Source organism: Planococcus wigleyi, assembly GCF_014836985.1.
Taxonomy (GTDB): Bacteria; Bacillota; Bacilli; order Bacillales_A; family Planococcaceae; genus Planococcus; species Planococcus notacanthi.
On sequence record NZ_JACSPU010000005.1, the window covers coordinates 200268 to 225347 of the forward strand.

Annotated in this window: 19 protein-coding genes and 1 pseudogene; 6 read left to right on the top strand and 14 right to left on the bottom strand. The window is 46.7% G+C overall.

Annotation, left to right across the window (positions count from 1 at the left end):
• Nucleotides 1-2: 2 nt before the first annotated feature.
• On the bottom strand, nt 3-3776 hold the full coding sequence (locus H9630_RS14740) for an AAA domain-containing protein (RefSeq protein ID WP_191716252.1): 3774 nt from the start codon (nt 3774-3776) through the stop codon (nt 3-5).
• 304 nt (nt 3777-4080) lie between these two features.
• Here H9630_RS14740 and H9630_RS14745 point away from each other — a divergent pair, with 304 nt between their 5' ends.
• Together H9630_RS14745 and H9630_RS14750 are read left to right on the top strand one after the other, a co-directional pair.
• A complete protein-coding gene (locus tag H9630_RS14745; RefSeq protein WP_191716254.1) occupies nt 4081-4665 on the top strand; it encodes a helix-turn-helix domain-containing protein in 585 nt (194 codons plus the stop codon).
• A 148-nt stretch (nt 4666-4813) separates the two neighbouring features.
• On the top strand, nt 4814-5299 hold the full coding sequence (locus H9630_RS14750; RefSeq protein ID WP_191716257.1) for an SRPBCC domain-containing protein: 486 nt from the start codon (nt 4814-4816) through the stop codon (nt 5297-5299).
• A gap of 96 nt (nt 5300-5395) precedes the next feature.
• Here H9630_RS14750 and H9630_RS14755 read toward each other — a convergent pair whose 3' ends face one another.
• The 7 genes and pseudogenes from H9630_RS14755 to H9630_RS14785 form a co-directional block, all read right to left on the bottom strand.
• A complete protein-coding gene (locus H9630_RS14755) occupies nt 5396-5629 on the bottom strand; it encodes a hypothetical protein (protein ID WP_191716258.1) in 234 nt (77 codons plus the stop codon).
• 291 nt (nt 5630-5920) lie between these two features.
• A pseudogene (locus H9630_RS14760) lies at nt 5921-7366 on the bottom strand (M28 family metallopeptidase).
• A 24-nt stretch (nt 7367-7390) separates the two neighbouring features.
• Nucleotides 7391-8737: a M20/M25/M40 family metallo-hydrolase gene (locus tag H9630_RS18920; protein ID WP_450091384.1), complete on the bottom strand. Its 1347-nt coding sequence runs from the start codon at nt 8735-8737 to the stop codon at nt 7391-7393.
• Between the two features lie 347 nt (nt 8738-9084).
• Nucleotides 9085-10587, bottom strand: coding sequence for a phytoene desaturase family protein (locus H9630_RS14770; protein ID WP_191716259.1), 1503 nt, complete (start codon nt 10585-10587; stop codon nt 9085-9087).
• A gap of 316 nt (nt 10588-10903) precedes the next feature.
• The gene (locus tag H9630_RS14775) at nt 10904-12100 is read right to left on the bottom strand and encodes a M14 family zinc carboxypeptidase (protein WP_225218577.1); all 1197 of its coding nucleotides are present in this window, start codon (nt 12098-12100) and stop codon (nt 10904-10906) included.
• A 232-nt stretch (nt 12101-12332) separates the two neighbouring features.
• Nucleotides 12333-13682 carry a GntP family permease gene (locus H9630_RS14780; RefSeq protein ID WP_191716260.1) on the bottom strand — a complete coding sequence of 450 codons (1350 nt, stop codon included), beginning with the start codon at nt 13680-13682 and terminating at the stop codon, nt 12333-12335.
• 13 nt (nt 13683-13695) lie between these two features.
• Complete coding sequence (locus tag H9630_RS14785) at nt 13696-14826, bottom strand: glycerate kinase (protein ID WP_191716261.1); 1131 nt, start codon at nt 14824-14826, stop codon at nt 13696-13698.
• A gap of 131 nt (nt 14827-14957) precedes the next feature.
• Here H9630_RS14785 and H9630_RS14790 point away from each other — a divergent pair, with 131 nt between their 5' ends.
• Nucleotides 14958-16034, top strand: coding sequence for a CdaR family transcriptional regulator (locus H9630_RS14790; protein WP_191716263.1), 1077 nt, complete (start codon nt 14958-14960; stop codon nt 16032-16034).
• A 122-nt stretch (nt 16035-16156) separates the two neighbouring features.
• On the opposite strand, the gene H9630_RS18925 is transcribed toward H9630_RS14790, so the two are convergent.
• Nucleotides 16157-16675: a YcxB family protein gene (locus tag H9630_RS18925; RefSeq protein WP_191716265.1), complete on the bottom strand. Its 519-nt coding sequence runs from the start codon at nt 16673-16675 to the stop codon at nt 16157-16159.
• 288 nt (nt 16676-16963) lie between these two features.
• Between H9630_RS18925 and H9630_RS14800 the strand changes: the two genes are divergently transcribed.
• The gene (locus tag H9630_RS14800; protein ID WP_191716266.1) at nt 16964-17473 is read left to right on the top strand and encodes a glycine/sarcosine/betaine reductase selenoprotein B family protein; all 510 of its coding nucleotides are present in this window, start codon (nt 16964-16966) and stop codon (nt 17471-17473) included.
• A gap of 15 nt (nt 17474-17488) precedes the next feature.
• Entirely contained in the window at nt 17489-17728 is a 240-nt protein-coding gene (locus H9630_RS14805) for a hypothetical protein (RefSeq protein ID WP_191716268.1), read from the top strand.
• A gap of 223 nt (nt 17729-17951) precedes the next feature.
• Here H9630_RS14805 and H9630_RS14810 read toward each other — a convergent pair whose 3' ends face one another.
• The gene (locus tag H9630_RS14810) at nt 17952-19484 is read right to left on the bottom strand and encodes a glycine betaine uptake BCCT transporter (protein WP_191716269.1); all 1533 of its coding nucleotides are present in this window, start codon (nt 19482-19484) and stop codon (nt 17952-17954) included.
• A gap of 220 nt (nt 19485-19704) precedes the next feature.
• Nucleotides 19705-19905: a hypothetical protein gene (locus H9630_RS14815; RefSeq protein WP_191716271.1), complete on the bottom strand. Its 201-nt coding sequence runs from the start codon at nt 19903-19905 to the stop codon at nt 19705-19707.
• Nucleotides 19906-20031: 126 nt separating this feature from the next.
• On the opposite strand from H9630_RS14815, the gene H9630_RS14820 reads away from it, so the two are divergent.
• Nucleotides 20032-21336: an acetamidase/formamidase family protein gene (locus H9630_RS14820; RefSeq protein ID WP_191716272.1), complete on the top strand. Its 1305-nt coding sequence runs from the start codon at nt 20032-20034 to the stop codon at nt 21334-21336.
• Nucleotides 21337-21409: 73 nt separating this feature from the next.
• On the opposite strand, the gene H9630_RS14825 is transcribed toward H9630_RS14820, so the two are convergent.
• The 3 genes from H9630_RS14825 to H9630_RS14835 form a co-directional block, all read right to left on the bottom strand.
• Complete coding sequence (locus tag H9630_RS14825; protein ID WP_191716273.1) at nt 21410-22384, bottom strand: alpha/beta hydrolase; 975 nt, start codon at nt 22382-22384, stop codon at nt 21410-21412.
• Between the two features lie 143 nt (nt 22385-22527).
• Entirely contained in the window at nt 22528-23709 is a 1182-nt protein-coding gene (locus tag H9630_RS14830) for a Zn-dependent hydrolase (protein ID WP_191716274.1), read from the bottom strand.
• Between the two features lie 18 nt (nt 23710-23727).
• Entirely contained in the window at nt 23728-25080 is a 1353-nt protein-coding gene (locus H9630_RS14835) for a dihydroorotase (RefSeq protein ID WP_191716275.1), read from the bottom strand.

The following is a 25080-nucleotide window of genomic DNA, read 5'->3' on the forward strand; positions in this document are numbered from 1 at the left end:
TCTCACCCCCTGCTCTTTTCTAACACTTTCAAGCCATTTTTCTGTTTCACGACTTCCAATACATGCCGGTACATTGTTCTGGTGTCCGGCTGCTTGGCGCGTTCTGTGAACATCTTGGAACTGCCGACCAATACCAGCAACTCCTTGGCACGCGACAGCGCCACGTTCAAGCGCCGGTAATCTTTCGCAAAGCCGATGTCGCCATGCTTATTCTGGTTATTGCGCACCATGCTCAAGACGATGATGTCCCGTTCGCTTCCCTGGAAACGGTCAACCGTTCCGGTACGCACTGTCAGATGCGGCAGGCGCAACTCCTGATCGATCATCCGCTGAAGCCGTTTGACCTGTTCACCGTAAAAGCTGATGACGCCAATGCTCTTCTGCTGATCCGGATGGATTCTTCCAGCGCGCTTCGCTTCACCAGCCGCTTCATTCAAATCAACCAGTAAGGTACGAATTTCCTGAAGCTCCGCTGCATTGTAAAGGCTCTTGCCACCGCTCATCCGTTCTTCAAAATAAGCCGATTCGTTCGGCAGGTCCAGCCACATGAGGTGATTGCTGCGGGTCACTGCTGTTGATTCAAGCAGATGGTCGCGCTCCCGATCCGAATCCCCGATGCCGCATTGCAGCTGGTCTTTTTCCATTCTATAGAACGGCGCAATGGTTTCCATGATGTCTTCGTGCATGCGGTACTGAATCGCCAGCATCGTCTTGTTGGCAGCCGGCAGGTTTTTGTAAAGCCGCTCAAATAACGACTCTTCCAACAGCTTTTCCAACTCTTTCTTTTCTTCAAAGCCATTGTCTTCCTCGATCATTTCCTGCAGCGTTTCTTCCAATGTATCGTTCCCCAGAAGCGGCGGCAATTGATGGTGGTCGCCAACCAAAATGATTTTCTTGCCTTTCAGCATCGGCAATAACAATTCCGGCGGCGTGGCTTTTGATACTTCATCAATGATGACCACATCAAATTCCGGATAGTTGTCGATGAAATCCTTGCGCGCCGAAGCGACGCACGTCGTTCCGATAACATTGGCGTGCTTGATATACAGTTTTCGGATCTCGTCCAAATCGTGCTCGTTCGCCCCTGCCAATAAATCCAGCCATTTTTTCTGTACCAACTGCAATAAAGGAAGGTTCCTCATTTCCTGCTTGAGCGATTCCTTGGTAAACGACAGGCTGGCAAGTTCTCTCGCCGCCTGTTCAAGCTGTCCTTCCGGATCTGCTGACAGGATTTCATTTAACGCGAGCAGCTCTTGTCCGTAACCGGCTATCGTCTGTTCAACTTGTGTGATTTTACTATTCAACCCAGCGATCCGGGCATCACTGGTTTCCAGTTCTGCTGTTTTGACGACCTGTTCAGTTTGATGTTCGTTGATGCGTTTTTGCATCTCTTCATAGGAAGCTTTTTCTTTTTCCAGTCTTGCGAGTTCTGCTTTTTGCTCACGGATCGCGCTTTCGATGTCGTCCGGCAAACTAGCTGGATCCGGCATTTCCCGGTAGCGCTGTTCAAGCGGCGCAATCTCTTCCTGCTGTTTTTCCAGTTTGTCGAACCATTTTTCGTCCCAAACGCGGTATTGGTTTTGCTGTTTGACGAGCTGCTCGCACAACACGCGCTTCAAGTCCTGGAAGGCCCGCTTCGACTCTGCGGCATAGACATCGAAAGACTTGAGTTTGGCGCCTCTGCTCCACAGGTTATTTTGACGCCTGTACAATCCGGCAAGTGCTTTTTTCAGCACAGCTGCATCGGTACGCTGAGAACTTTTCAACAGTGTCCGCAGCTTCTCCAAATACTCATCGATTTCTGCAGACGTGTAGGCTTCCACCTGCACCAATGCTTGCTGTTTAAAATCGGCAAACGACAAGCCAGTCGGTGTCAATAATTTTTCCAGATACGAAATCGCAGCGCTGACAAGCTCGTTGTATTCATTGAGTTTGCCCCATTCCGCCATGTTTTCACGGTTTGCTTCCAAACGGTTGATCAAATAAGTCAAAGAAGGGGTTTCTTCAACACGCTGATCTTTGATCACTTGAAGCAAGCCGTCAATTTTCTTGACGCTGTCCATGTTTTGGATAAGGGCTTCTTTCTGTTCGATGATCGCGGCCATTTGATCGCGCCGTTCTACAGTGGCAGCGATTTCCTGTCTTTTTTCCGCCAGGTCCTGTTCAAGACGCGGAAGGCCGAGTGCCCGCTCGAGTAATCTGAGCTGATTTCTTATGGGCTGTTGCTGTTCCTGAAACCATGCGCTGTCTTGTTTGCCGGCAATAACAATGGAAGCCTCATCGATCAGATCCTCGAGTTCATGCAGCCGGTAAGCCAGTTCACGGCTTACATTTATCGCTTTGCCTTTCTCGAACTCAAATGCTGACAGTTTCACCTGCTCTTGTTCAAGCAGTTTTTGAATTGACTGATGTTTGCCTTGTGCTGCTTTCTTCTCTTCCACGGCCACTTTCAAACTCTCATAAACCGGCTGCAGATTTAGCGTCGCCTGCTCATTGGCTGTCAGTTCCCGTTTTAGTTCCGGTTCCCGCTTCTCGCGCATTTCGTATTGATCGGTAATTTCTGCCAGTGTATGGTCTTTCCAATACTGCCCGACATTTTCTTCAATGAATTTCTTGCCTTCTTCTTCGATGCTTTCGGTCCGCCCGACGCGCAAAATGCGGATGTCCTTATTGGCAAGCAGGCGTCCGAGTGCATTATCGACTGCCAGATTGGATTGTGACGCAACCAGCGTCCGCAAACCTTTCCGGGCATTCTGCAGGCAAATTTCCGAGATGACCGTAGTTTTCCCGGTTCCCGGCGGCCCTTGGATGACGTACAGATCCTCTGCTGCCATCGCCCCCGATACCGCTTTTTGCTGAAATTCGTTCAGCCGGTTATGGAAAGTCAGTTTTCCTATAGTTTGGAGCGGCTTAACCGGCGGTTTTTCCTCGAACAGAATCCGGTCGAGATTCGGATTGACTGCAAGGCCTTTCTCCAAATTGGCAAAGCCCTGCCGCAGCCGTCTGATTTGGCTTAACGCTGCGAAATTGCTGAAAACAACTTCTTTTTTATCGAGTGCCAGCCCTTTTTCACGGAGTTGTTTGACGATGTAACTTTGAAGTTCCACTTCGACTATGCGGTTTGCCGCTTTGATGACTGTGCCGATGTCTCCCGAGATTCCCGTGAGCCGGACGGTCAAATTTTTCAGCGATTTCCATTCCGTGTCTTTCAATTGGCAGCCCTTTAATGTAATGCGGCTGAAATCATGGCTGAACGACAAACTGGAGTATCCAGTCTTAATGTCCGGAATATCCATGCCGCGTTCCTGGATCTTCAAATAGCCTTCCCAGCTGCCGATTCGCTTTTTGACATAATCTGAACTGTCTTTGGCCGGCGTCATGCGGTTGACGAGATTGATTAACGATACCGGAGCCGGATCACGGGAGCGGTCGAACACCATGTATTCCTCGCGCTGCCAGTTGGTTCCGAGCGCCTGATAGGATTTTCGGAGAGTCAGGTTGGTAATCAGCAAATTGTGATTGGTAAAGACGCCGTGAAGGACGATTGATCCCTGCAGGTCTTTGCCGGCCAGCGGGACGTTCTCCGCGCTGTCCAAAATCAGCGCCACTGAAAGCTCACCTTCCGCATTGGATGGGTAGCGTTCAATAAAGACTTTAAACACTTTGTCCGCAACAAAAAACGAGCGTTCGCTGATGCCGAACCCTCCCATTTTTTCCATAGCCGTCTTGGTCAACCGTATTGACGTTCTGATTGTTGCTGTATGTGCTTTAACCATCTAATCACCTGTTCTTTTAAAGCTGAAGAAATTTCAAACCGGTTCTGTCCACCTGATCTGTTTTCATCTAATCATATCATCAATTGACGGATAAGAGCTTGAAAGTTGTAAATTTTATAGGAATATACGTTCGCTCTTATTTCTTGCAAGGCAAATACAGCCGCGTTTGACACATTCCGTAAATATGCTGTTTTTTTATAGTATGATCTGACCCTATAAGCATTTCCTTAGAAACTCCACGAAGCGTTTGTTGCGATTGGCATTTCAATTTCATAAGATGAGAAGAGTGCAGGAGGGGAAAACAATGGATACTCGTAAAGTCGGAGAATTAATTTATCGTTTGCGAAAAGAAAAAGAACTCACACAAAAACAATTGGCGGATCAGCTGAATCTCTCGGACCGCACAATTTCAAAATGGGAGCGCGGACATGGCTGTCCGGACGTTTCTCTCCTTCCCCGCTTGTCTGCGGTGTTTGGGGTAAATATCGAAAATATTCTCGGGGGCGATTTGCCGTCGAATGAATTCATAGGAGGAAATATGAAAAAATCGAATTATTTTGTTTGTCCGTCATGTACCAACATCGTCCTTGCAACCGGCGATATTACCTTGTCGTGCTGCGGCAGAAAATTAGAGCCTTTGGAAGCGAAAAAAGCAACAGAAGATGAAAAGCTGATTATGACTGAAAGCGATCAGGAATGGTTCATTTCGAGTAACCACCCGATGACAAAAGACCATTACATCTCGTTCCTCGCTTTTGCAACAGGCGACCAAGTCCAGCTGATCAAACAGTTTCCCGAATGGAGTATGCAATCCCGCATTCCGAAACGCAAACACGGGAAATTATTATGGTATGACACGCAGTTTGGATTGTACTATCAGCTTGTGTGAAAATCATTGATTAAGCAGAAATATTATGAATAAAGAATAACTCGTTAATATAAAATATTGCATTTGATCTATTTGCAGCGTGTAGACAGGTAGATTTTGATTCAAGGCGGGTATAGTATATCAACTATACTTCAGGAGGTTGTTGATCATGCCACATCCATCCAACAACAGAATCGATTCGGCTTCACGCGTGATCTTGGCATCGCCAAAAGCCATTTACCAGGCATTTCTGGATCCGGAAGCATTAAGTTCCTGGCTGCCGCCTAAAGGTATGTCGGCACGTATTGATATGTTCGAGCCTCGCCAAGGCGGCTCCTACAAGTTGACGCTAGTGTATGAAGCCGACCATTCAAACCCTGGAAAGACCTCGGACCATACCGACGTTTCCCAAGGAAGATTTCTGGAATTGGTGCCTGACACGAAAATCGTACTGGCCGGACAATTCGATTCTGAAGATCCTGCATTTGCCGGCGAAATGATTCAGACCTGGTATTTGGAAGCCGTTTTAGAAGGCACAAAAGTCACCATCGTTTGCGAAAATGTGCCTGAAGGAATTCGGAAAGAAGATCATGACGAAGGACTCGGTTCCACACTTGAAAATCTTGCCCAGTTTATAGAAGTACAGACTGGGTGAGTTTTTTTTCTTGAATAAATTATTGTTTCTCAAACTCATTTATAAATTTTTAATGAGTATTTCATCAAACTAAATACGGAAAATACTATTTTTATCCTATTCTTCCATTTCGTAATTGATTTGATCCAAGGCAGCTCGTAACTCTTTTTCAATTTCTTCCTCACTGTATCCAGATAATTGGAGTTCCTCTACCATTTCGTCTGCGTCAATGTATTTATCAACAAGCCTGTACTCTTCATTTGACAGTCCATGCATATTTGATGAACAACCTGCTAATACTGCACAGATACATAAACTAGCAATTAGAGTTGCCTTCAATGATTTATTCACTGCGATTTCCTCCTTTTGCCAAGACCAATAAGACTATTATACCTATAACTTTAAGACTAGCATATAGACAATATAAGGTATATTTAATTATGGTAAATCAAGGGACTTAGTTCAAATTGATTTAACTAATTAATGTGATCCTATCATTAAGACAGATAAAAACCAGCCACCTTCATCTGTCATTCCTTAGATGGAGGCGGCTGGTTTTTAGTTATTACCTGGAAAGATCGTTAGAGATGTTTAAAAAATATGCATTTTAAGAAGAATTGACTACCGCTGTAGTTGTCCTAATTAAGGTTTTACAGCTGGCACATCTTTCCGCACAACATCAAATAGCCCCGAACCTATGATTTCCAAAGCCGATTGCATTCTTTCAGATGAGATGTTGTTTTCAATTGTATCTTCAGGTGTGTGGTAGACTTTCTCGATATGGTAAACGAGCGGATCCCAGCTATCGATGCCCATCCAGATGAATAACGCAGCAGGGATGCCGGCATTATGGAAAGGTACGTGGTCGCTGGATCCGAATTTACCTGGTAAAATATCTGAATTACCGAGACGTGCTCCTGCGGCAACGGTGGAATCTGTGATGATATTCGTGCTGCCATCCACAGTCATCGCATAGAGGTTTTCAGCTTTTTCATAGCTTGTTGCCACCATATCCGGATTGAATACGGCTTCGATGTTATCGCGTTCAGACTAAGACAATTGGTCCACGTAATAGCGTGATCCCAATAATCCCCTTTCCTCAGAACCGAATGCCACAAACTTCAAATCTTTGTCGGTGTTGTAGCTTTTGAATACACGAGCCAACTCAAGCATTAATGCAACTCCGGAAGCATTATCACTTGCACCTGGCGCCCCCACAACACTGTCCATATGAGAAGTTAGAAGTACCTCTTTACTGGAAGCAGTCTTTGTTTTTGCTTTTTTCGTTCCGATGACATTGACTGATTGAAGATTTGAATAATGAGTTGCCGTCAGATTTAATGTGACCGGTCCTTCTGCAAGCTGCTCTTTCAGCCACTCCACTTGGATAAACGCTGCTCCGTATACAGGAACATCGTACTTCTTCGTGAGGCTCGGATTAAAGGTGGAGCCATAATTACCGCGGCTTCCCACAACACTCTGCAAGATGACACCTGCTGCACCTGCATTCACTGCATTGTCGACTTGTGTCCGATAAGCAGCAGTGGAGGCTTCACGCGTCAACGCAACAATTTTCCCCGCAGTATCTGCCGGGAAATCAGCAGGATTGAGTCCCCCTTCTACATAAACCACTTCCGCTTCTACGGCTTCATTGCTGACTTTTCCATTGCTGGAAGCTCCCATTTCCCAAAGCGTTCCATCAGCGAACTTCACATCCGCGATATACTGATCTGCCACCGGGAAATACTGATACTCCACGCCAAAACCGAGGCCCTTCAATGTATTTGCAATATAGTCCGCCGCTTGTTTCTCAGCTTCCATTCCGCCTGGCCTTGAACCGATTTCTTCCGATAAATAGCGGATGTGGTCAATTGCCCGTTCCGCATCGACGCGGTTAATAATTTTCTGGTCCTGCGCCGCTCCGGAATTTCCGTTTGCCGCATAGGCAGTTGTACCGGCACTGAAATCAGCAACCGGCGATGCGAACGGCGATAGGCTGAGCACCATAGCCCCTGCAAGTGTATAACTCAACAATGCCTTTTTCATTTTTTTCGGTTTAGCTTCTGCAGAATATGAACTTTTTTTCATCAATCATCGCTCCATTTCACGGTTTTATTTTTTGATTAGCTGGTAGACAGAAGCCCCCACCAAATCTCCTGCTTCTTTCAGCCGTTCTGCACTGACAAATTCAATCGTATCGAGCGGTGTATGATAATAAGGCTCTAAATTGGCGGTTCCAGGTTCCCGACGAATAAAGTTTACAGCCGCGATGCCCGCTTCATAAAATGGAACATGATCTGATGCCCCTCGTTGATAAAGAATGAGTTCAGAAGGGGTACCGATTCGTTTACCAGTGGCCGCCGCTGTTTCTGAAACAATGTTCGGTTGGCCATCCAAAGTATTCATGTAGATAGCGGTTGCATTTTCCCACGAAGTTCCGACCATATCCATATTGAAATTCCCGATGCTTCTGGAGATTTCATCTTGGCTCAGCTGCGACACATAATAGCGTGAACCGACAAGCCCGATTTCTTCAGCCCCTACAAAAGCAAATCTGACTTCCTCATCAATCGGATAGCTTTTCAAGACCCGTGCAATTTCCAGGGCTGTGGCTGTGCCAGAGGCATTGTCACTTGCTCCAGCCGCAAAAGGAACACTGTCATAATGTGCGGTCACATGGACAATCCCATCCCCTCCACCTTTCTTCGGAGTACGGGTCGCAATGATATTCTGGGACGTGGCATTTTCAATCGCCGAAACGGTCAGTGTCACATTGCCTCCAACAGCTTCAACATCGGCAAGCAATGCTTCTCCACTCGCTTTTGTAATGCCTCCAACAGGAATCTGCACAGCTGCAGAACCCAGTGATGGATTAATTGGCCCAGGCTGTTCGATGTTATTGTAGATCAATACACCAACTGCTCCAGCTGCGTAAGCATTATTCACTTTTTCTGCAAATGGGATTCCGCCACGCGAAATGAGGGCAATTTTCCCAACAGCTTCTGTGCTGAAATCTTCCGGATACCCCAGGCCGCCATCATATAAAGAGGCAGTCAATCCGGTATCGGCTGTCGCTGCGGATCCAGCTGGAACATTCACAAGCACTTCATTTCCTGCATCAGTCTGTAAATGGCCAAGTACCGTGTCGCCGATGGCAAACTCCTGAATCTCGACGTCGTATCCGTAGGACAACAAACGCTCTTTAATAAAATCAGTTGTTTCTTTCTCTGCCGGCGTACCTGCCACACGCGGCCCTATCGTTTCTGTCAGATGATAGACATCTTCATACATCCGGTCTGCACTGATTCGGTTAATGACTTTCTGATCAAACGCTGCCGCGCTTTGTCCGGGTGCTGCTACCGCTTTTGCCGGTTCGAAAACACCGGCAGGAGCCATGTAAAGGCTCGATGTAACAAGTAGAGCGGATAAAAACGTGGTTTTCAACTTCACATTTTTCAAATTCCCTTCCCCCTTTGTGATGGTCGGCTCTTATTAAGCCATAACAGTTATTCCTTTCCATCTTGGATAAATCCTTCCTTAAAAAACAAATAAGGAATAAAGTACCTGAATTTTCTGATAAACAAACCAAAAGAACTGTATCGAATCTTGTATTTTCAGTAATTTTCTTTTAAAACACCTACAAAAATACCATGGATTCCTGTCGGCCTTTCTTTGCATGAAGGCTTCATTAAAACAAAAAAAGACAAAAGCGGCGCTGTGGAATGATCTCCAAAGTGCTGCTTTTGCCTTTATTTTTTTCTTCGCAAATCAATGAGCATGTCAATTGCCCGGACATTGAAATCTTTCTACTTTTTCCCCAAATCCCGCTTCACAATCTTATCGCTTACTTGCTGGCCACTGAGTGTCACCATCGGCATGCCGCCTCCTGGGTTGACAGTACCCCCGACAAAATACAGGTTGTCGTAGAGTTCGCTTTGTTTTTTGTGTTTGAAGCCGCCGTTCTTGTTTTTATCGGAAACGGTGCCGTAAATGGCTCCGCGATCCGAACCGTAAACGCGTTCAATATCATGCGGTGTCCAGGCATCGCGCGTAACAGTATTCTCCCTTAATCCTTCCAGTCCCATGCGTTCCAATTTATCGAGCACGCGTTCTTCAAACTGCCGGTACTGTTCCGGTGTAAAAGGCTTGTCCTGGATATACGGGATATGCGGCAGGATTTTGATGTTTTCATGCCCAGGGGGCGCCTGTGTTGGATCGGTCTTGTTGACGTTGACCAAGTAAATTGTCGGGTCGTCCGGAAGTTCGTGCTTCTCAAACACTTTGTCCATCTGTTCATGCAGGTTCTCCGAAAAGAAGAAATTGTGGTGATTCAGGAATGGATAGGTTTTCTTGACGCCGAGATGCAGGACCAGACCCGAACTTGAAGGTTCATATTTATCCACCAGTTTCGCAACAAACTTCTTGTCTGCATCCACCATCTTTTGATAGAACGGAATGACTTCCATGTTCGACACATAATAATCGGCAGTCTTAAATGAACCATCCGCCAATTCAACGCCTGCGATTTGTTTGTTTTGATTGGTATGGGCCCGGACCACGCCCACCCCTGTGTGAATTTGGACGCCTTCTTCTCTTGCCAAACGCTCAAGGCCTTCTGCCAGTTTATGCGTTCCGCCTTTGACGTACCAGCAGCCCTGTGCATGCTGCATGTAAATCATCATGTTAAGCACTGCCGGCGCACTGTACGGAGATGAACCGACGTATTTGACGTAGTAGGACAGCATGTCGCGCAGATGCGGATTGCTGATGCGTTTGGAAATGGCGCTGTACATGGTCGACGTCAAGTCGAAGCCGGTCAAAGTCGCGAGGATTCCGTTTTGCGCAACTGCCTCTCGCGGCGACTCAAAGCCTTCCTTCAAATAGCTGTGTTCCGTTGTTTTATAGATGCGTTGCGCGTATTTCAACAGCGCATAATACTCTTTCATATCCTTTTTCGACAGGGCCGGATTCTCCCGTTCCATCAAGCGCAGGTCATGATACAAATCAAGCACTGTGCCATCTGGGAAGAAAGAACGCCATTCCCGTTCAAGGCGCTGGATCGGCACATAATCCTCCATCCGCTTGCCGCTGCCTTGGAATAATTTATCAAAAATATGGGGCATGGTTAAAATCGACGGTCCTAAGTCAAAACCAAAGCCATCCTGCTCTAAGCGATTTACTTTTCCGCCGATGTGTTCATTCTTCTCATATAAAGAAACCGCGTACCCTTTTTGTGCCAGGGAAATCGCTGCGGACAAGCCGCCGAGGCCGCCGCCGATCACGATTACGGATTTACCAGGATTCATCATACATGTGCCGCCCTTCTGTTCCACTGTATTTTTTAACAGATCTGCATAACAGCAGATTCACTTACGCATACGAGCCTTTATGTTCCTCATGATGCCCTTAGATTAAAGTTCTTCAAAATATAGTCATAATCCTTCTATTTCCCTGACTTCATGCTTTAAAAACCTGTTTTGTATAGACTTTGTATAATAATTATACGCTACTTTCAAGATAGCATATCGGGTCATTTATTTCCTTTAATAGCCCGTACAGAAAATCACCGCACACAAAAACCCACCTATTTTTCCCCAAAGGAAGAACAGGTGGGTGGCGCCAAGATTAAAATGCCGGCTGGTAAGCTGTCAGCGGAATGTCTTCGTACGCTTCCGGATCCAGTTGATCAACTGACCCGTCTGCGACGCCTTCAATAATTCCGGATAAGCCGCGTTCAACTGATTTGACCAGTTGGCCTTTTTCCTTTTGCCCGAGGCTTTGCGTCTGTCCTCTTACTTCAAAGAGCACCGTTCCGCTGCCATTCAATGCATAGGTGCCAAGCGCTGTTCCTGGCAGATCCAAGCCTTGCGAATAAAGCGAGATGTTGGTGAATTTCGACTGGCCGTAAGACTGAAGTTCGTTGTATGCCAGCAAGTTCAATTGTCTTGAAAAGTCGTAATCGTAGCTATCCGCATACTCGGCATACTTCGCGCCTTCCGGAGTGGATGGATCCGGTACGAATTGAGCCGACAGGGAAAGCGTTACAGGATCGGCAGTGCCATCGACATAGTAAAGCCCTTGATGGTGCAAATCGACAAAGACATCTACGTTGCCGAATTCATCTTGGAGGGATTTATAGACGTCACGGGAAGTTTGCGCTTCGGGTGTGATGAACCAGCCGGGTTGGTTTGATGCTCCCGGGAAATCCTGTGCTTGCGGCACGTAATCAAGGTCCGGGTTGAAGTCACGGTTTACGTCAAACCCGGGATTCGCACCGTAATCATAACTTTGGCTGATGCCGCGGTCCAAATAATTCCATGAAGGCGATGCCCCTGCAAGCTGCGGGAAGTTTTCAAGCGTTTCGTTCCACGTCATGCTGTTGCGGCGTTTATCCGCTTCCGACGCATCGGGATTCATCATCGGCATGAAGACGATCGTCACTTCTTCGCGGATTGCCTTTGACTGTTTCGAGTTGTTGGACAAGGTTTTCAGCAAGTTAAGAATAGCGACCGTACCCGTTTTTTCATTGCCGTGGATTTCACTTTGCATTAAAAGAACCTTGTCCCCGGTTCCAACGCGCGCGGTATAGATGTCCAGGCCTTCATGCGATTGTCCGGCTACATTCACTTGGACGGTCCCTTTACTATTGGATTCAATCTGCTTCAAGCTTTTTTGCAGCTCCTGATAGTCGATAAATCCAGAGATGCTGTTATCATGGTGATGCTGTGCAGGCTTCGCCTCATTTTCAACCGCATACACCGGCATCGCCAATGCCGTACATAACCCTAATACCCCAACCGTACTCGCCCATCTTCTCTTCAAAAACACCCACTCCTTCTTTTGTTTTACTTAACTGGAAAATAGCATAGCAATAAAAGAAATAATAGTAAATATATTTAGAATATTCAATTCTTTAGTATCATTTAAGCTTTATCCGCTTCCATATTTCTGTATCAATAGGCACAGAACAAGGTAAATACTTCGGACCACTAAATAATGCCACACAAAAACCACCTTTCCAAAGAAAGATGGTTTCGCATACACTTACTATTATTTACACAAGAATCGTCCATAAAATCATCGTGAAGACGATTGTTGTTACCCCTTGCAGCAACGTAGCGGCAGTTTGGGCTTTATACGCATCCGTCACTTTCATTCCGCTGAACTGTGTAACGACCCAGAAGAAGCTGTCGTTTACATGGCTCACCGTCATCGCACCGGCTCCGATAGCCATGACGACAAGCGCAAGCGGCACTGCCCCTTCAACGCCAAGCGAAGGCAAAAGAGGCGCAACCAAAGTCGACGTGATGACAAGTGCTGCCGTTGAAGACCCTTGAGCTGTCTTCAATGCTGCAGCAATGAAGAAGGGAATCAGCAGGAACACCGAACCGCCTGCCAGTGCAGACAGGTCCATTCCTGAAATGACGTCTGCCACGCCCGAATTCGTGATGACACGGCCGAATGCTCCACCAGCTCCTGTAATCAACAAGATCGGTGCTGCGCTGACCAGTCCTTGTCCAACCAAACCAGACAAGGTTTCTTCGTTCCATTTCGGAAGCAAGAAGAAAGCCGCAAATACACCAAGCAATAAAGCTACAGTTGGTGATCCTAAAAACTTCAAAATATTGGTCAACAAATCTTCTCCGCCAAGGACACTGGCAATCGAACCTGCTCCAATCAATACGACAGGAAGCACAATCGGCAGGAAGGCTTTAAATGTAGAAGGCATTTCCCCAAAGGATTTGATGACTTCTTCATAGCTCAAATCGCCGCTTTTGACGGTGTCTTCCGGCACTTCGATTTTCGAAGCGACTTTGACTGCCCAGAAATAACCGACAATTGCTGCAGGAATGGCGGTAACCAAACCGATCAGAATAATTGTTCCCAAGTAATTTTCAGCACCGATGTTGCCGGCAGCTGCAATCGGCCCAGGTGTAGGCGGCACCAATGTATGCGTCGCATACAAACCGGTGGCAAGCGCTACTGACATGGAAGCGATCGACACTTTCGCACGTTTCGCCAAGGCTTTTTTCAAGCTTGATAAAATAATGAATCCAGAATCGCAAAAAACAGGAATTGAAACGATAAAGCCGATGATCGACATAGCCAGCTGCGGCCGCTTTTCTCCGATCAGGCGCAAAACCACTTCCGCCATCCGGTAAGCAGCACCGGATTTTTCCAAAATGACACCGATGATGGTACCGGCGACGATAACGATCCCGATGCTGGTCATCAATCCGCCAAAGCCTTCGTTGACGCTGAGTACGACATCCGCAAGCGGCATGCCGGAGGCGATTCCCATGAAGAATGCGCCGATCAATAAGGACAGGAAAGGATGGAGTTTCAATACGGCTGTCAACAACACAACCAATACAACACTTATAGCAATAATCACGAATAACATCTCAACACCCCTTTTATTTTTTCAGGTACGTTTCAACGACCTTGTGTGTTTTGTGTTTCAACTGGCGGAAAGCATCTTTTTTCGATTGTTCCGCCGTTATGTCACCGCCCACCACCGAGTGGATTTCAGTAAAATACGGTTTCAGCAAGACAAGGCTTCGGCGGTCGACCATCCCGGAAATTAAGATTACGGGCTTGCCCCCTGTTTTCGCAGCTTCTGCAATACCAAAAGGTGTTTTGCCGGATAAGGTCTGGCTGTCTGTTCTGCCTTCTCCTGTGATGATCAAGTCGGCCGTTTCCACATAGCGCTGAAACGAAATTGCCTCCAACACCACATCAACGCCGCGCCTCATCTCCCCTGCGAAAAACGCCTGCATCGCACCACCGGCACCTCCTGCTGCACCCGATCCTTTTTTATCATGGAGTTTCACGCCGGTGAGCCTTTCGGTGATGTCTGCAAAATTTCGCAGGTTGCCATCGAGTTGCCGAACATTTTCAGAAGTCGCTCCTTTTTGCGGTCCGAATACCGCAGAAGCTCCGTGTTCACCTACCAATGGATTTTCCACATCAGAAGCAATCAGAAATTTGCTTTTTGCAATGCGCGAGTCAAATCCAGAACGATCCAGTGTCACCAGTCGCCCAAGTTCCCCTCCGCCGCGTGCCAATGCCTTGCCGTTCTCGTCCAACAGTTTCATGCCGAGGGCCTCGAGCATCCCGGCACCGCCATCGTTTGTGGCACTGCCGCCGAGTCCGATGATGAAGCTCCTAAAACCAGCGTCCAATGCATGCCGAATCAATTCGCCCGTGCCATAAGAAGAAGCGATGAGCGGATTCCGTTCATGTTTTTTAAGCAAGGGCAATCCGGACGCTTCCGCAATTTCAATTACACAGGTTTTGCCGTCGCCCAAAATCCCATAGCTTGCAGAAATTGTTGTTCCAATCGGATCTTCGACTTGCTTAGCGACCAATTTTCCGCCAGTCGCTTCCACCATCGTGTTCATCGTCCCTTCACCGCCATCAGCTGCAGGCAGCAGAACCACGTCTACTCCACTGTCCAGTTCATGGATTCCTGCCGCCATTGCCTGAGCCGCGCCTGTTGCAGACAAGCTGCCTTTAAATGAATCGGGTGCTACTATGATTTTCACTGCAAAACCTCCTTGCTATTCTGTTAAAGCGCTTACATAAAATTATAATGAAAAGGTCAGGGAGATACATTATACTTGATGTATATATTTTTGGCGGAATAGTTAGAATAAATATACGTAGAGGAGAAGTTATGATCACAAAACAGTTAGCCGAAGAAATCGTCGAACAAACCATGATTCGCCTGAACCGCAATTTGAACGTCATGGACCCCAATGGCATGATCTTGGCTTCAGGCGAAGCCGAACGAATCGAAAAGATTCACGAAGGCGCCGCGCATGTAGCCAAAAGCGGTGAGACATTATCCATCGCAGAAGAGGATTTAAACAATTGGCACGGCGTGAAACCGGGCATCAATATGCCAATCCACTTCCAAGGAAAATTAGTCGGGGTCATCGGCATCACCGGCAAGCCGGAAGAACTCCAGGAGATTTCAACGCTGGTCCAATTGACGACGGAAATGATGGTCCACCAATCCCTCATCACTTCCCATGTCGAATGGAACCGAAAACGCAACGAGTTGATATTCGATGAACTGACCAGCGGCAAGCCCTTGTCCGCCGCTGTGCATGAACGGATTTTCCAAATGGGCTTGGAAGGCAAGATTTCATTTGTCACATTGCTGATTGAACTGAAGAAAATGCCTTCCCTTTCCCATCGGATTATCGAACAGCTGGAAGAACAATTTTCAGGACATGCCGTTGTCGCTGGCCATTCTCAACTCAATGAAATTTTCCTGTTGGTGGCAAATGACAATCCATCCGAGTTGGAAGCCAAACTATACAATATGCTTCATTTTCTGCAAAAGAACGCACCGGGCAGAATCGGCGTCGGCATTATGGTCGACAGCATATTCGATGTCCGGACTTCTTACCTGGCAGCACGGAATGCCCTGGATTTCGGAACCCCGGGCCAGCAATTGATTTATTACGAAGATGTGGAATTGTTGGCGCTGTTGAAACGGAATCCCGAAGATGAAGTCGCCAAATTCACCGGCAGAATTCTTACAGGATTGAACGAATCCCTGTGCCAGACACTGACTACCTACTTCGCCGCTAATCAAAGCCAGGGTGAAACCGCTGACCGCTTAAAAATCCACCGCCATACCTTGGGCTATCGCCTGAAAAAGATCCGGGACATTACCGGGTTGGACCCGTCGGAGTTCAAAGACGCGGTCGCTATGTATTTGGCATTGGCGCTAAGAAGCTAAAGCGGGTTATCGATTTCTTTTAAATGCAAAAGCAGCGCGGCGGATGGAATCATCTGCCGCGCTGCTTTGTTGGGGGAGCTGCCACTGTACCGATACATGCATTTAGTGGATAAGCATAGGACTTACACTTTTTTAGTAATCTTGCTATGCAATAATCTTCTGACGCCATCAACGTCATCCATCTTATTTTTAGATACAATATAAGCAGACATTCCACTATTGAATAAATAAAAGTTGGATGGGTCTTCGCCTATTTTTTCGATTCCTGACCAAGACTGCATTTTTTCACCTGTAGAACTGATTTCCCGAAGGCCCTCTTCGGTAAAAATCATTGTATGGTCTCCCAATATCCCTTCACCTTTCCCTTCTCGAACCATCTTCCGGGCATTGCGCCGGATCAGGCGATAGAAATAAGCAGGATAAAAAACAGCCCATAAAACTCCAAGAATAAAGAACGGAATCAATAAAAAGAGAACCGGCATATCCAATACAAAAGACAAAAAAACGGCCATCACCAAATACATGATCGGTACTGTTATTCGTTGAATCATCAACGATTTCTTCACTGTCTCTGAATTCTTTGCATAGTAGTCGTTAAATTGCAGATATGCCTCTTCGGATATATTGTAGTTGAACTCCACCTGTCCGGCTCCCTTCCAGTTTTCAAATCTGCTTCCAAGCCTTCACCTCAACACCAGCTGACTCGTTTACATAGTCTAATAGTAACATAGCAGGAAATAATTCCTAACACATTTCCAGTTACTTTTTTATGTTATTTCCACTCTTCTCATTTCATGAAAATAGATCTAAACGGTGAAGAAAAAACAGCTGTATGGCCACGCAATAAAATCACAAAAATCTTAAAGGAATTTCCGAGAAGCCAGCGAATACTATCCAGTAAACGAATGGAACTGGAGGAATGGCTGATCATGAAAATGAAGACACAAGTCAAATCGAAGCTGTCACGGACATTTTCAAGTAATTTCACGAAGGCCTACCAGAAGTTCACCATGAACCATATGAAAGAAAACAAAAGTCTGCCCGAAGCCTTTTTGCAAAAGCCGTTGTCTCAGTGTAAAGTGGCACTTGTTTCGACTGCTGGCGTCCACTTGAAATCGGACGAACCGTTTGACGTGGACAACCCGGCCGGAGACCCTTCGTTTCGGCTCATCCCCAATGACGTCACCGAACAGGAACTGACAGTGACGCATATCTATATCGATACAAAGTTCGCCAAAACCGATCCGTCCATCGTGTTTCCGCTCCAGCAGCTGAAAAAAGCAGCGGCGGATGGAAAGATTGGCGTGGCTTCCAATGTGAACATTGGATTGAACGGCGGCATTCTGGATACGGCCATAGCCGAAAAAGATTTCATTCCAAAAGTGGTCGAACTGTTCAATAACGAAGGCATTGATGCAGCGCTTCTGGTGCCTGGCTGAGGATCTTGCCATAACGTGCTTGGGCTGTATGCCCGGGCTTTAGAAGTTTCACATATTCCAACAGCGATGGTCACCTTGTTCCCGGAAATCACGGACAAAGTCGGAGCTCCGCGCACGCTCCATGTTCCCTTTAAAATGGGCCGTCCATGCGGCGAGCCTTTCGACTTTGAGACAAGAAAAAAAGTGGTGGATCAATTGCTGGAATTGTTGACTCTGCCTCCAGGTACAAGAGCCATCTATCAGGACAAATCATAAAGAAAAGGAGATGCAGTTCCAGTTGATGAACTTCGTCTCCTCTTCCAAATACGTTTCAACAAAAAAGGCGATACCCACAACTCGTTAAGTCGTTGGTATCCCCTTTTTTATGATTCAATTTTCACCAATGAAAGAGTAATAAGCAGGAAGAGAGACAACAGACCAAATGTTCAGCTCGTCAACGTGTCTTTTGGGAAATCGTACACTGCAAACTCCTTCTTTCTTATCGAACTTTTACTTCTTTTTTGGATTCTTTCTTTTTCAACTGGCCAATGCCCATTTCTCTCGCTTCCAGGTTGACTGCTTTGATCAGACTGAAAGTCATCAAAACAATAACCATGGAGAATGGGAAAGCCACGATAATCATCGTATTCTGCAATGCCTGCAGCCCTCCCGAATAGAGAAGGACAAGCGCTGTAGTAGAAAGGAAAAAGCCCCAAATCAATTTGATTCGTACGCTCGGGAAAAGTGATCCATTCGACGTCATCATTCCCAGAACATAAGTGCCTGAATCGGCAGATGTGACGAAGAAAGTGATGATGATCAGAATGGTCAAAATCGACAACGCTAAACTGAATGGATACTGCTCCAGCAAACCGAAGAGCGAAGCTTCAGTCGGTAATGAGGAAAGAGCCACAGCACCCGTATTTTCTCCTGAAATTGCTGCTGTCCCAAATGTCGAGAACCAAATAAACCCGATAAGCGAAGGAATCAACAAGACGTAAACGACAAATTCCCGGATGGTTCTGCCTCTTGAAACCCGGGCAATGAAAATACCGACAAACGGTGACCATGCAATCCACCAAGACCAATAGAAGATGGTCCAGCCATTGATCCACTCGCGGCCTTCTTCATTGAACGGAGCCAAGCGGAAACTCATATTGACGAATGTCTGGACATACGCACCAAGCGTGTCTGTGAATAAATTCATAATTAATAAAGTCGGCCCAAAAATCAATACAAAAACAAACAGGACAGCCGTCAATCCCATATTGGCGTTGCTTAGAATCTTGATTCCTTTGCTCAGACCGGTTGATGCTGAAACCAAAAACAAAACCGTCAGCACAAGTACGATGACAAGCTGCATCAAGAAACTTGCTGGAATGCCAAACAAGTAGGTCAAGCCCCCGTTGATTTGCGCGGTACCGAAGCCAAGGGTAGTCGCTACCCCAATTACGGTTGACACCACAGCGATGACATCGATCGCTTTTCCGACGAATCCGTCAACACGATCGCCTAATAGCGGGCGCAATGTCTTGCTGATTAAACCGAGTTCGCCTTTTCTGAACGTAAAGTAAGCGACAGTCAGTCCGACAATCCCATAAATCGCCCACGCGTGGATGCCCCAATGGAAAAACGTGTACCGCATGGCGTCTTTTGCGGCTTCTTCAGTTCCTGTGATTCCGGTTGGTGAACTGATGGCAAAATGGCTGAGTGGTTCAGCTGTTCCGTAAAAAATCAATCCAATGCCGACACCGGCGCTAAAAATCATTGCGACCCAAGTTGGGCGTGAAAACTCAGGCTTTTCATCTTGTTTTCCAAGTCTGATCCGGCCAACCGGGCTGAATAAGAAATAAGCACAAACTGCTACAAAAAACGTGACAACCAATAAATAATACCAGCCAAAATGCGTCGTGATAAACGCCTGCATATTGCCTGTTACTTTTTCCAGTGTATCCGGCATGGTGATACCGAACAAAACAAGCACCAACATGATAGCCACTGAACTAAAAAATACTCCTGAAACTTTTTTCATCTTAGTGTATAGCTCCCGTCTTAAATTATTAGCGGCGGGTTTACTTCCATTGGACAACATATGTATACATGCAAAAACCAATATAACTCTTATTTTTTTTGAAGAAGCAATCGTATTTAACCCTTGTAAACCGTTTCGGCCAGCTAACGGACCGGACAGTTTTCCACTTAACTAGATGTTCCTAACGCCTGTTAAATCGGTCTATCTTCCTGCTTTTTCATCACGGAAGCGAACGGCATTTGTCAGCCAAAACCACTCTTCCCGTGATCTTTCCCATGTTTTTGTAACGAGCCATCAGACCATTATACATGATTTCCGCCTCACTTTCACCCCCACCCACTAGATGTAGATTAATCCACGCTAACCACAGACCTGAAATTCCAAAGAAACAAGCTAAACACAGTACGAATATTTTCATCATTAGGCAGCACCTCCTTTATAGCTCTTTTCAGAAAACGGTACATGCCGAAGCTGAAAACTATTAAAGATGTTTTCCACATACTATAATTCAAGTAGTCAGACAATTTAAGGAAAGAGGAGGATTTTTGTGAATAAAACAGCGGTTGAGACATTATTCGTGAATCATTTTGTAGATGGCATTCTGGATCCCGGAAAAGAAATGCTGGGACCAGTAAAAGACGGCGGAACGATCATCGCCAATACGGCGCCGGGCTGTTGGGGACCGATGATTACGCCAAGCATTAAAGGCGGCCACGAAGTGACCAAGCCCGTCTACGTAGAAGGGGCTGAACCCGGAGATGCCATTGCCATCCGGATTCAATCCATTACCGTAACTTCACAAGCCACGGCTTCCGGCAACGACCAAATGATCGAAGACCGTGCAGACGGCGATGGCTACGTAGCAGCCAAGTGTCCGGAATGCGGCACAAAAAATCCCGAAACAGTCATCAAAGGCATCGGCATGGAAGCCATACGCTGTGCTAACTGCGGAGCGGATGCGACTCCTTTTGTCTTCACCAATGGCTATACCATCTTTTTCGGTGAAAAAGGCGATGTCGGCTTGACCTTGCCTCAGGAAGCTGCCGAAACCATCGCAAAAGATGGACGTGCTTTTATGAAAACACCGGAAGCCTCCGTCCAGAACCCAGTGGTGACGTTCGCACCGCACGACTTAGTCGGCACGATGGCACGCATGCGGCCATTTCTTGGCCAATTAGGGACCACACCATCACGCCCGACCCCCGATTCCCACAACGCCGGCGATTTCGGTTCTTTTCTGGTAGGTGCTGCACATGATTACAAGAGCACACAGGAAGAGTTGGAAACCCACCGGACAGATGGCCATCTGGACGTCAACCGGGTGCGTGCCGGCGCTGTATTGATTTGTCCAGTGAAAGTTCCCGGCGGCGGTGTTTACCTCGGCGATATGCACGCCATGCAAGGTGACGGTGAAATCGCTGGCCACACTGCAGACGTTTCGGGCATCGCCCACCTCCAGGTTCATGTGCTGAAAGGCTTGAACATAAAAGGACCGATCTTGCTGCCGAACGTTGAAGACTTGCCGTACACGGCGAAACCTTTCACCGCAGTGGAAAAACAATCCGCCCAGCAGATTGCAGACACCTGGAACGTCACCAAAATCGAAGAATCCTATCCGGTGTCTTTTATCGGATCCGGGCCGAACTTGAACGATGCTACGGAAAATGGACTCCAGCGAGCTGCAGATTTCTTCGGCGTCACTGTTCCTGAAATCATGAACCGCTCAACCATCACCGGCGCTATCGAAATCGGCCGCCATCCGGGCGTCGTCACCGTAACCTTCCTGGCTCCCGAAAAATACCTCAGCAAAACCGATCTGCTGGAGCTGGTAAAAACCCAATACGGACAATAGAAACAACCGCCATTCCGGAAAAGGAATGGCGGTTTATTTTTATTATAAGATAGCCACAATCTCCCCTAGTTGATTAACGTTGAGGCGCAAAGTAATGTACAGCCGCATACTTGAAAGATTCCATCAAAAAGTCCCTTGCCGCCTTGCTGATGTCTGCTTTTGGACTGATGATGTCAAAGCCATGGTAAGCGCCTTTGTACATCCTGAAGTCGACAGGAACACCGGCAGCTTTCAAATCAGTGACATACTGGATCGTCTCATCACGGAACGGCTCGATGTCTCCGACAAACGTGACAGCTGGCGGCAAGTTACGGTAATCCGCTGCACGGCCAGGAGCGGCATAGATGGGCACATCTTTGTTGAACAATTCACCAAGATACAATTTCCAGCCCCACCGGTTCGTGTCTGAATTCCACACATAGGCGTTGTTGTCCCGTGCAGATTCCGACAGCATCCGGTCATCGAGCATTGGATAAAGAGGCATCTGGAATGCCAGATTTGCAGTTCCTCTATCACGCGCAAGCAATGCCAGTGCAACCGTCAATCCACCACCCGCACTTTCGCCTCCCGCCATCAGCTGATCGTCGCGAATTCCCAGTTCTTTTGCATGGGCTTTCATCCATAACAGGACTTTGTAACAATCATCCAGCGCTGCCGGATAAGGCGCGTCGATCGACAGCCGGTAATCCGGTGCCACAATGACACAATCGCTTGTGTCGATCAAACGCTTGTACAAGTCGTCGCTCATCTCCGGAACTCCTTGCGCGTAACCGCCGCCGTGAATCCATAAGACTCCGGGTATATTCTTCACCCGACGGAGCGGTTTATAGATTCGTACACGAATAGAAGAACCATCTCCGCGGCTCACCCACTCTTCGCTGCACGCCAAGCCTTCCTTGTCTCTCCCTTTAAACCGTTTATCCATCTGGTTTTTCGAATTGTGCATCGACTGGATAAACGCCTCTTCCGACGATTTCGTTACCAACTTATCCAGCAGCATCCCTTTGAACCTCAATTGCTTATTGACCATTGCGCACGAAAATTTCATGTTTTCTCCCCTTTCAAACAATCTGCATTTCTTTCATATTTCTTAAATAGTAAGCCAAATTTTCCAAATTAAAAAGTTTGAAAAATAAAAACCACATTCGAAGTCCGCTTCGAATGTGGTAGGATGCTGAGACATGAGATCCACTAGTTTAATTCCGCAGCCAACTTCAAAACACTTCCCAGTAGTACATTGGCACCTTTTTCAATATTACTGGGAGCTGCATATTCTTTGGGGTTGTGGCTGATGCCATGAAGGCAAGGAATAAAGATGAGGCCTGAATCCATAACCGCTGCCAATGAGTTGGCATCATGGTTGGCTCCGCTCATCATTACCTGGTAATCCACTCCAGTTTCCTTGCAGACCTGTTTGGTTGTCGCAATTAATTTTTCCGATAGGTCAGAAGGGGCTTTTTCGATATTCGGATTGATCGTCACCTTGTGATGGACAGATGCGTAACTTGAAAACCGGTCCGCAATTTCACGCATCATTTTGATGTCTGTGCCTCTGATTTCGAGCGTGAAATCAACTTGTCCCGGCACCACATTGGCTAAATTCGGGTGAACAGCCAATTCTCCCACTGTTCCAACGTTCGGCTCGCCGAATGTTTTAACGATTCGTTCAAACTCCAATAGAATCTTCGCTGTGCTGATCAACGCATCATCCCGTTCATTCATCCCCATAGTACCCGAATGCGCAGCTTCTCCATGAACCGTGACGTCAAGCCGCTTGATTCCAGCAATCGCGTGGACGATTCCGATATCCGTACTGCTGGCTTCCAATTTTTTACCCTGTTCGATATGAAGCTCTAAATAATTACTGTAATGTTCCGTACCTGCTGTTTCTTTCACTTGCTGAAGAGTAAATGGTGTATTGGCCAGCCTTTGGATAAAATCATCGTCAAACTGAATTTGTCCACAAAATGCACGGCTTCCAAATGTGCCGCCCAGAATATTGGCTTCTTCACCACGGAAAGCCACAACTGTTACAGGTCTGTCCAATGGTTCTCCGCTCTCCGCCAATGTGATTAACACTTCCAATCCCGCAACCACACCCAATGCCCCATCGTATTCGCCTCCATTTCTGACCGAATCCAAATGCGAACCGATCAGAATACCGTTCCCACTTTCCGGCCCTATAGTTCCAAATACATTACCGATGGCGTCGCGATGCGTTCGGATAGCATACTGCCGGCATTTTTCAATGAACCAGTCCAAAGCTGTTTGTTCTTGTTCCGTATAAGCCAGACGAGTAATGCCTTCACCGTCTGAGCTGATTTGATTCACCTCAGCTAAGAGTTCCATTAATCGTTGATTGTTCACTTTCATTTCCTGCTACATCTCCAATCATTCGTTTGGTTTAACAAAACGGCCAGTTGCACGCTCATTCACACCCACTTCAGCGGAGTACACCATTTGTCCTCTGACAAATGTCGCTTCAATTTGATTGTTTACTTGATGGCCATGGTAAGGCGAAATATCAGATACGGAGAGAAAGTTGTTTTCATCTATTTCCCATGCTGTATTATTGTTAATAACCGTAATATCAGCATCTTTCCCCAACTCAATTGATCCTTTGTGGAGTAGATTGAAACGCTTGGCAGGAGCGAGTGCCAGCAAATCAGCAAAGTGGCTTACAGACAACTCCTTGCTCCGTATTAAATAATCAAACAGCAACGGAATCATAATTTCCAGACCCGGAGTTCCTGATTTCGCTTTGAAGATATCGTCATCACCGATTGACTTATCCGCTTTTTGCCACGGTGCATGGTCAGATGTAATAAAGTCAATGCTGTCATCGAGCAAATAGCCTTCAAGTTCCGCCACTTCCTGAGGCTGTCGCAGAGGTGGATTAATTTTTGCTTTAGGACCGTGTTTCTTCAGATCCTCCGTAGTCAATAATAAGTAATTGTAGCAAGTTTCCGCTGTGACATTGGTTCCCTGCTGCTTGAACCAATTGATGTAATCCAAGCTTCTCCCATGGCTGACGTGGACGATATGCAGTTTTGCATTTGTCCAGGAAGCCATATCCAGCAACTTGATGACCGCAGTCGTTTCTGTCACTGGTGGTCGGGTCAAATTGTGGTAAATCGGTTTCAACTGATTGTTCGTTTGGGCTTCTTCGATATACCGTGTCAGCAATTCATCATTTTCTGCATGGAAAGCGATGACCAAATCTCGCTCCGCCGTTTTCTTCATTGCTTCCAAAATATCTGCGTCCGCGATTCTCGGAAAACGATATGGATCGGTTTCAAAGGTCGATAACTTAAAGGCTGCCACTCCGGCATCCGCCAACTCATCGATTACTTTTGTGCCATTTTCTTTTGGAATTGTTCCCCATAAGGCGATATCGACTACGGACTCTTTATTGATGATTGCGATTTTCTTGTTCAGCACTTCGGCATTCGCTACTGGGACCGGCAAATCATACGGCATATCCAGGAAAGTTGTGATTCCGCCTTTCGCCGCTGCAAAAGAAGCCTGTTTGATTCCTTCATTTGGATTGCTGTAGCAATGGACGTGGGCATCGATAAATCCAGGGAATACGAAGTTTTCTCCGTAATCATGAACATCTTCCCCTTCAAGCACACCTGTTGTCTTTGAAATTTCGCTTATCTTTCCACTATTTATTCCAATTTCACCTAAGAAATCTTCATTAGGTGCCACAATATGTCCTTTGATTACTTTTTCGAATTTCAT

What these genes read in the sequence shown, in the direction of transcription:
- H9630_RS14740 (WP_191716252.1), bottom strand. Translation starts at nt 3,776, where the DNA reads ATGGTTAAAGCACATACAGCAACAATCAGAACGTCAATACGGTTGACC.
- H9630_RS14745 (WP_191716254.1), top strand. Translation starts at nt 4,081, where the DNA reads ATGGATACTCGTAAAGTCGGAGAATTAATTTATCGTTTGCGAAAAGAA.
- H9630_RS14750 (WP_191716257.1), top strand. Translation starts at nt 4,814, where the DNA reads ATGCCACATCCATCCAACAACAGAATCGATTCGGCTTCACGCGTGATC.
- H9630_RS14770 (WP_191716259.1), bottom strand. Translation starts at nt 10,587, where the DNA reads ATGATGAATCCTGGTAAATCCGTAATCGTGATCGGCGGCGGCCTCGGC.
- H9630_RS14780 (WP_191716260.1), bottom strand. Translation starts at nt 13,682, where the DNA reads ATGTTATTCGTGATTATTGCTATAAGTGTTGTATTGGTTGTGTTGTTG.
- H9630_RS14790 (WP_191716263.1), top strand. Translation starts at nt 14,958, where the DNA reads ATGATCACAAAACAGTTAGCCGAAGAAATCGTCGAACAAACCATGATT.
- H9630_RS14800 (WP_191716266.1), top strand. Translation starts at nt 16,964, where the DNA reads ATGAAAATGAAGACACAAGTCAAATCGAAGCTGTCACGGACATTTTCA.
- H9630_RS14810 (WP_191716269.1), bottom strand. Translation starts at nt 19,484, where the DNA reads ATGAAAAAAGTTTCAGGAGTATTTTTTAGTTCAGTGGCTATCATGTTG.
- H9630_RS14815 (WP_191716271.1), bottom strand. Translation starts at nt 19,905, where the DNA reads ATGATGAAAATATTCGTACTGTGTTTAGCTTGTTTCTTTGGAATTTCA.
- H9630_RS14825 (WP_191716273.1), bottom strand. Translation starts at nt 22,384, where the DNA reads ATGAAATTTTCGTGCGCAATGGTCAATAAGCAATTGAGGTTCAAAGGG.
- H9630_RS14830 (WP_191716274.1), bottom strand. Translation starts at nt 23,709, where the DNA reads ATGAAAGTGAACAATCAACGATTAATGGAACTCTTAGCTGAGGTGAAT.
- H9630_RS14835 (WP_191716275.1), bottom strand. Translation starts at nt 25,080, where the DNA reads ATGAAATTCGAAAAAGTAATCAAAGGACATATTGTGGCACCTAATGAA.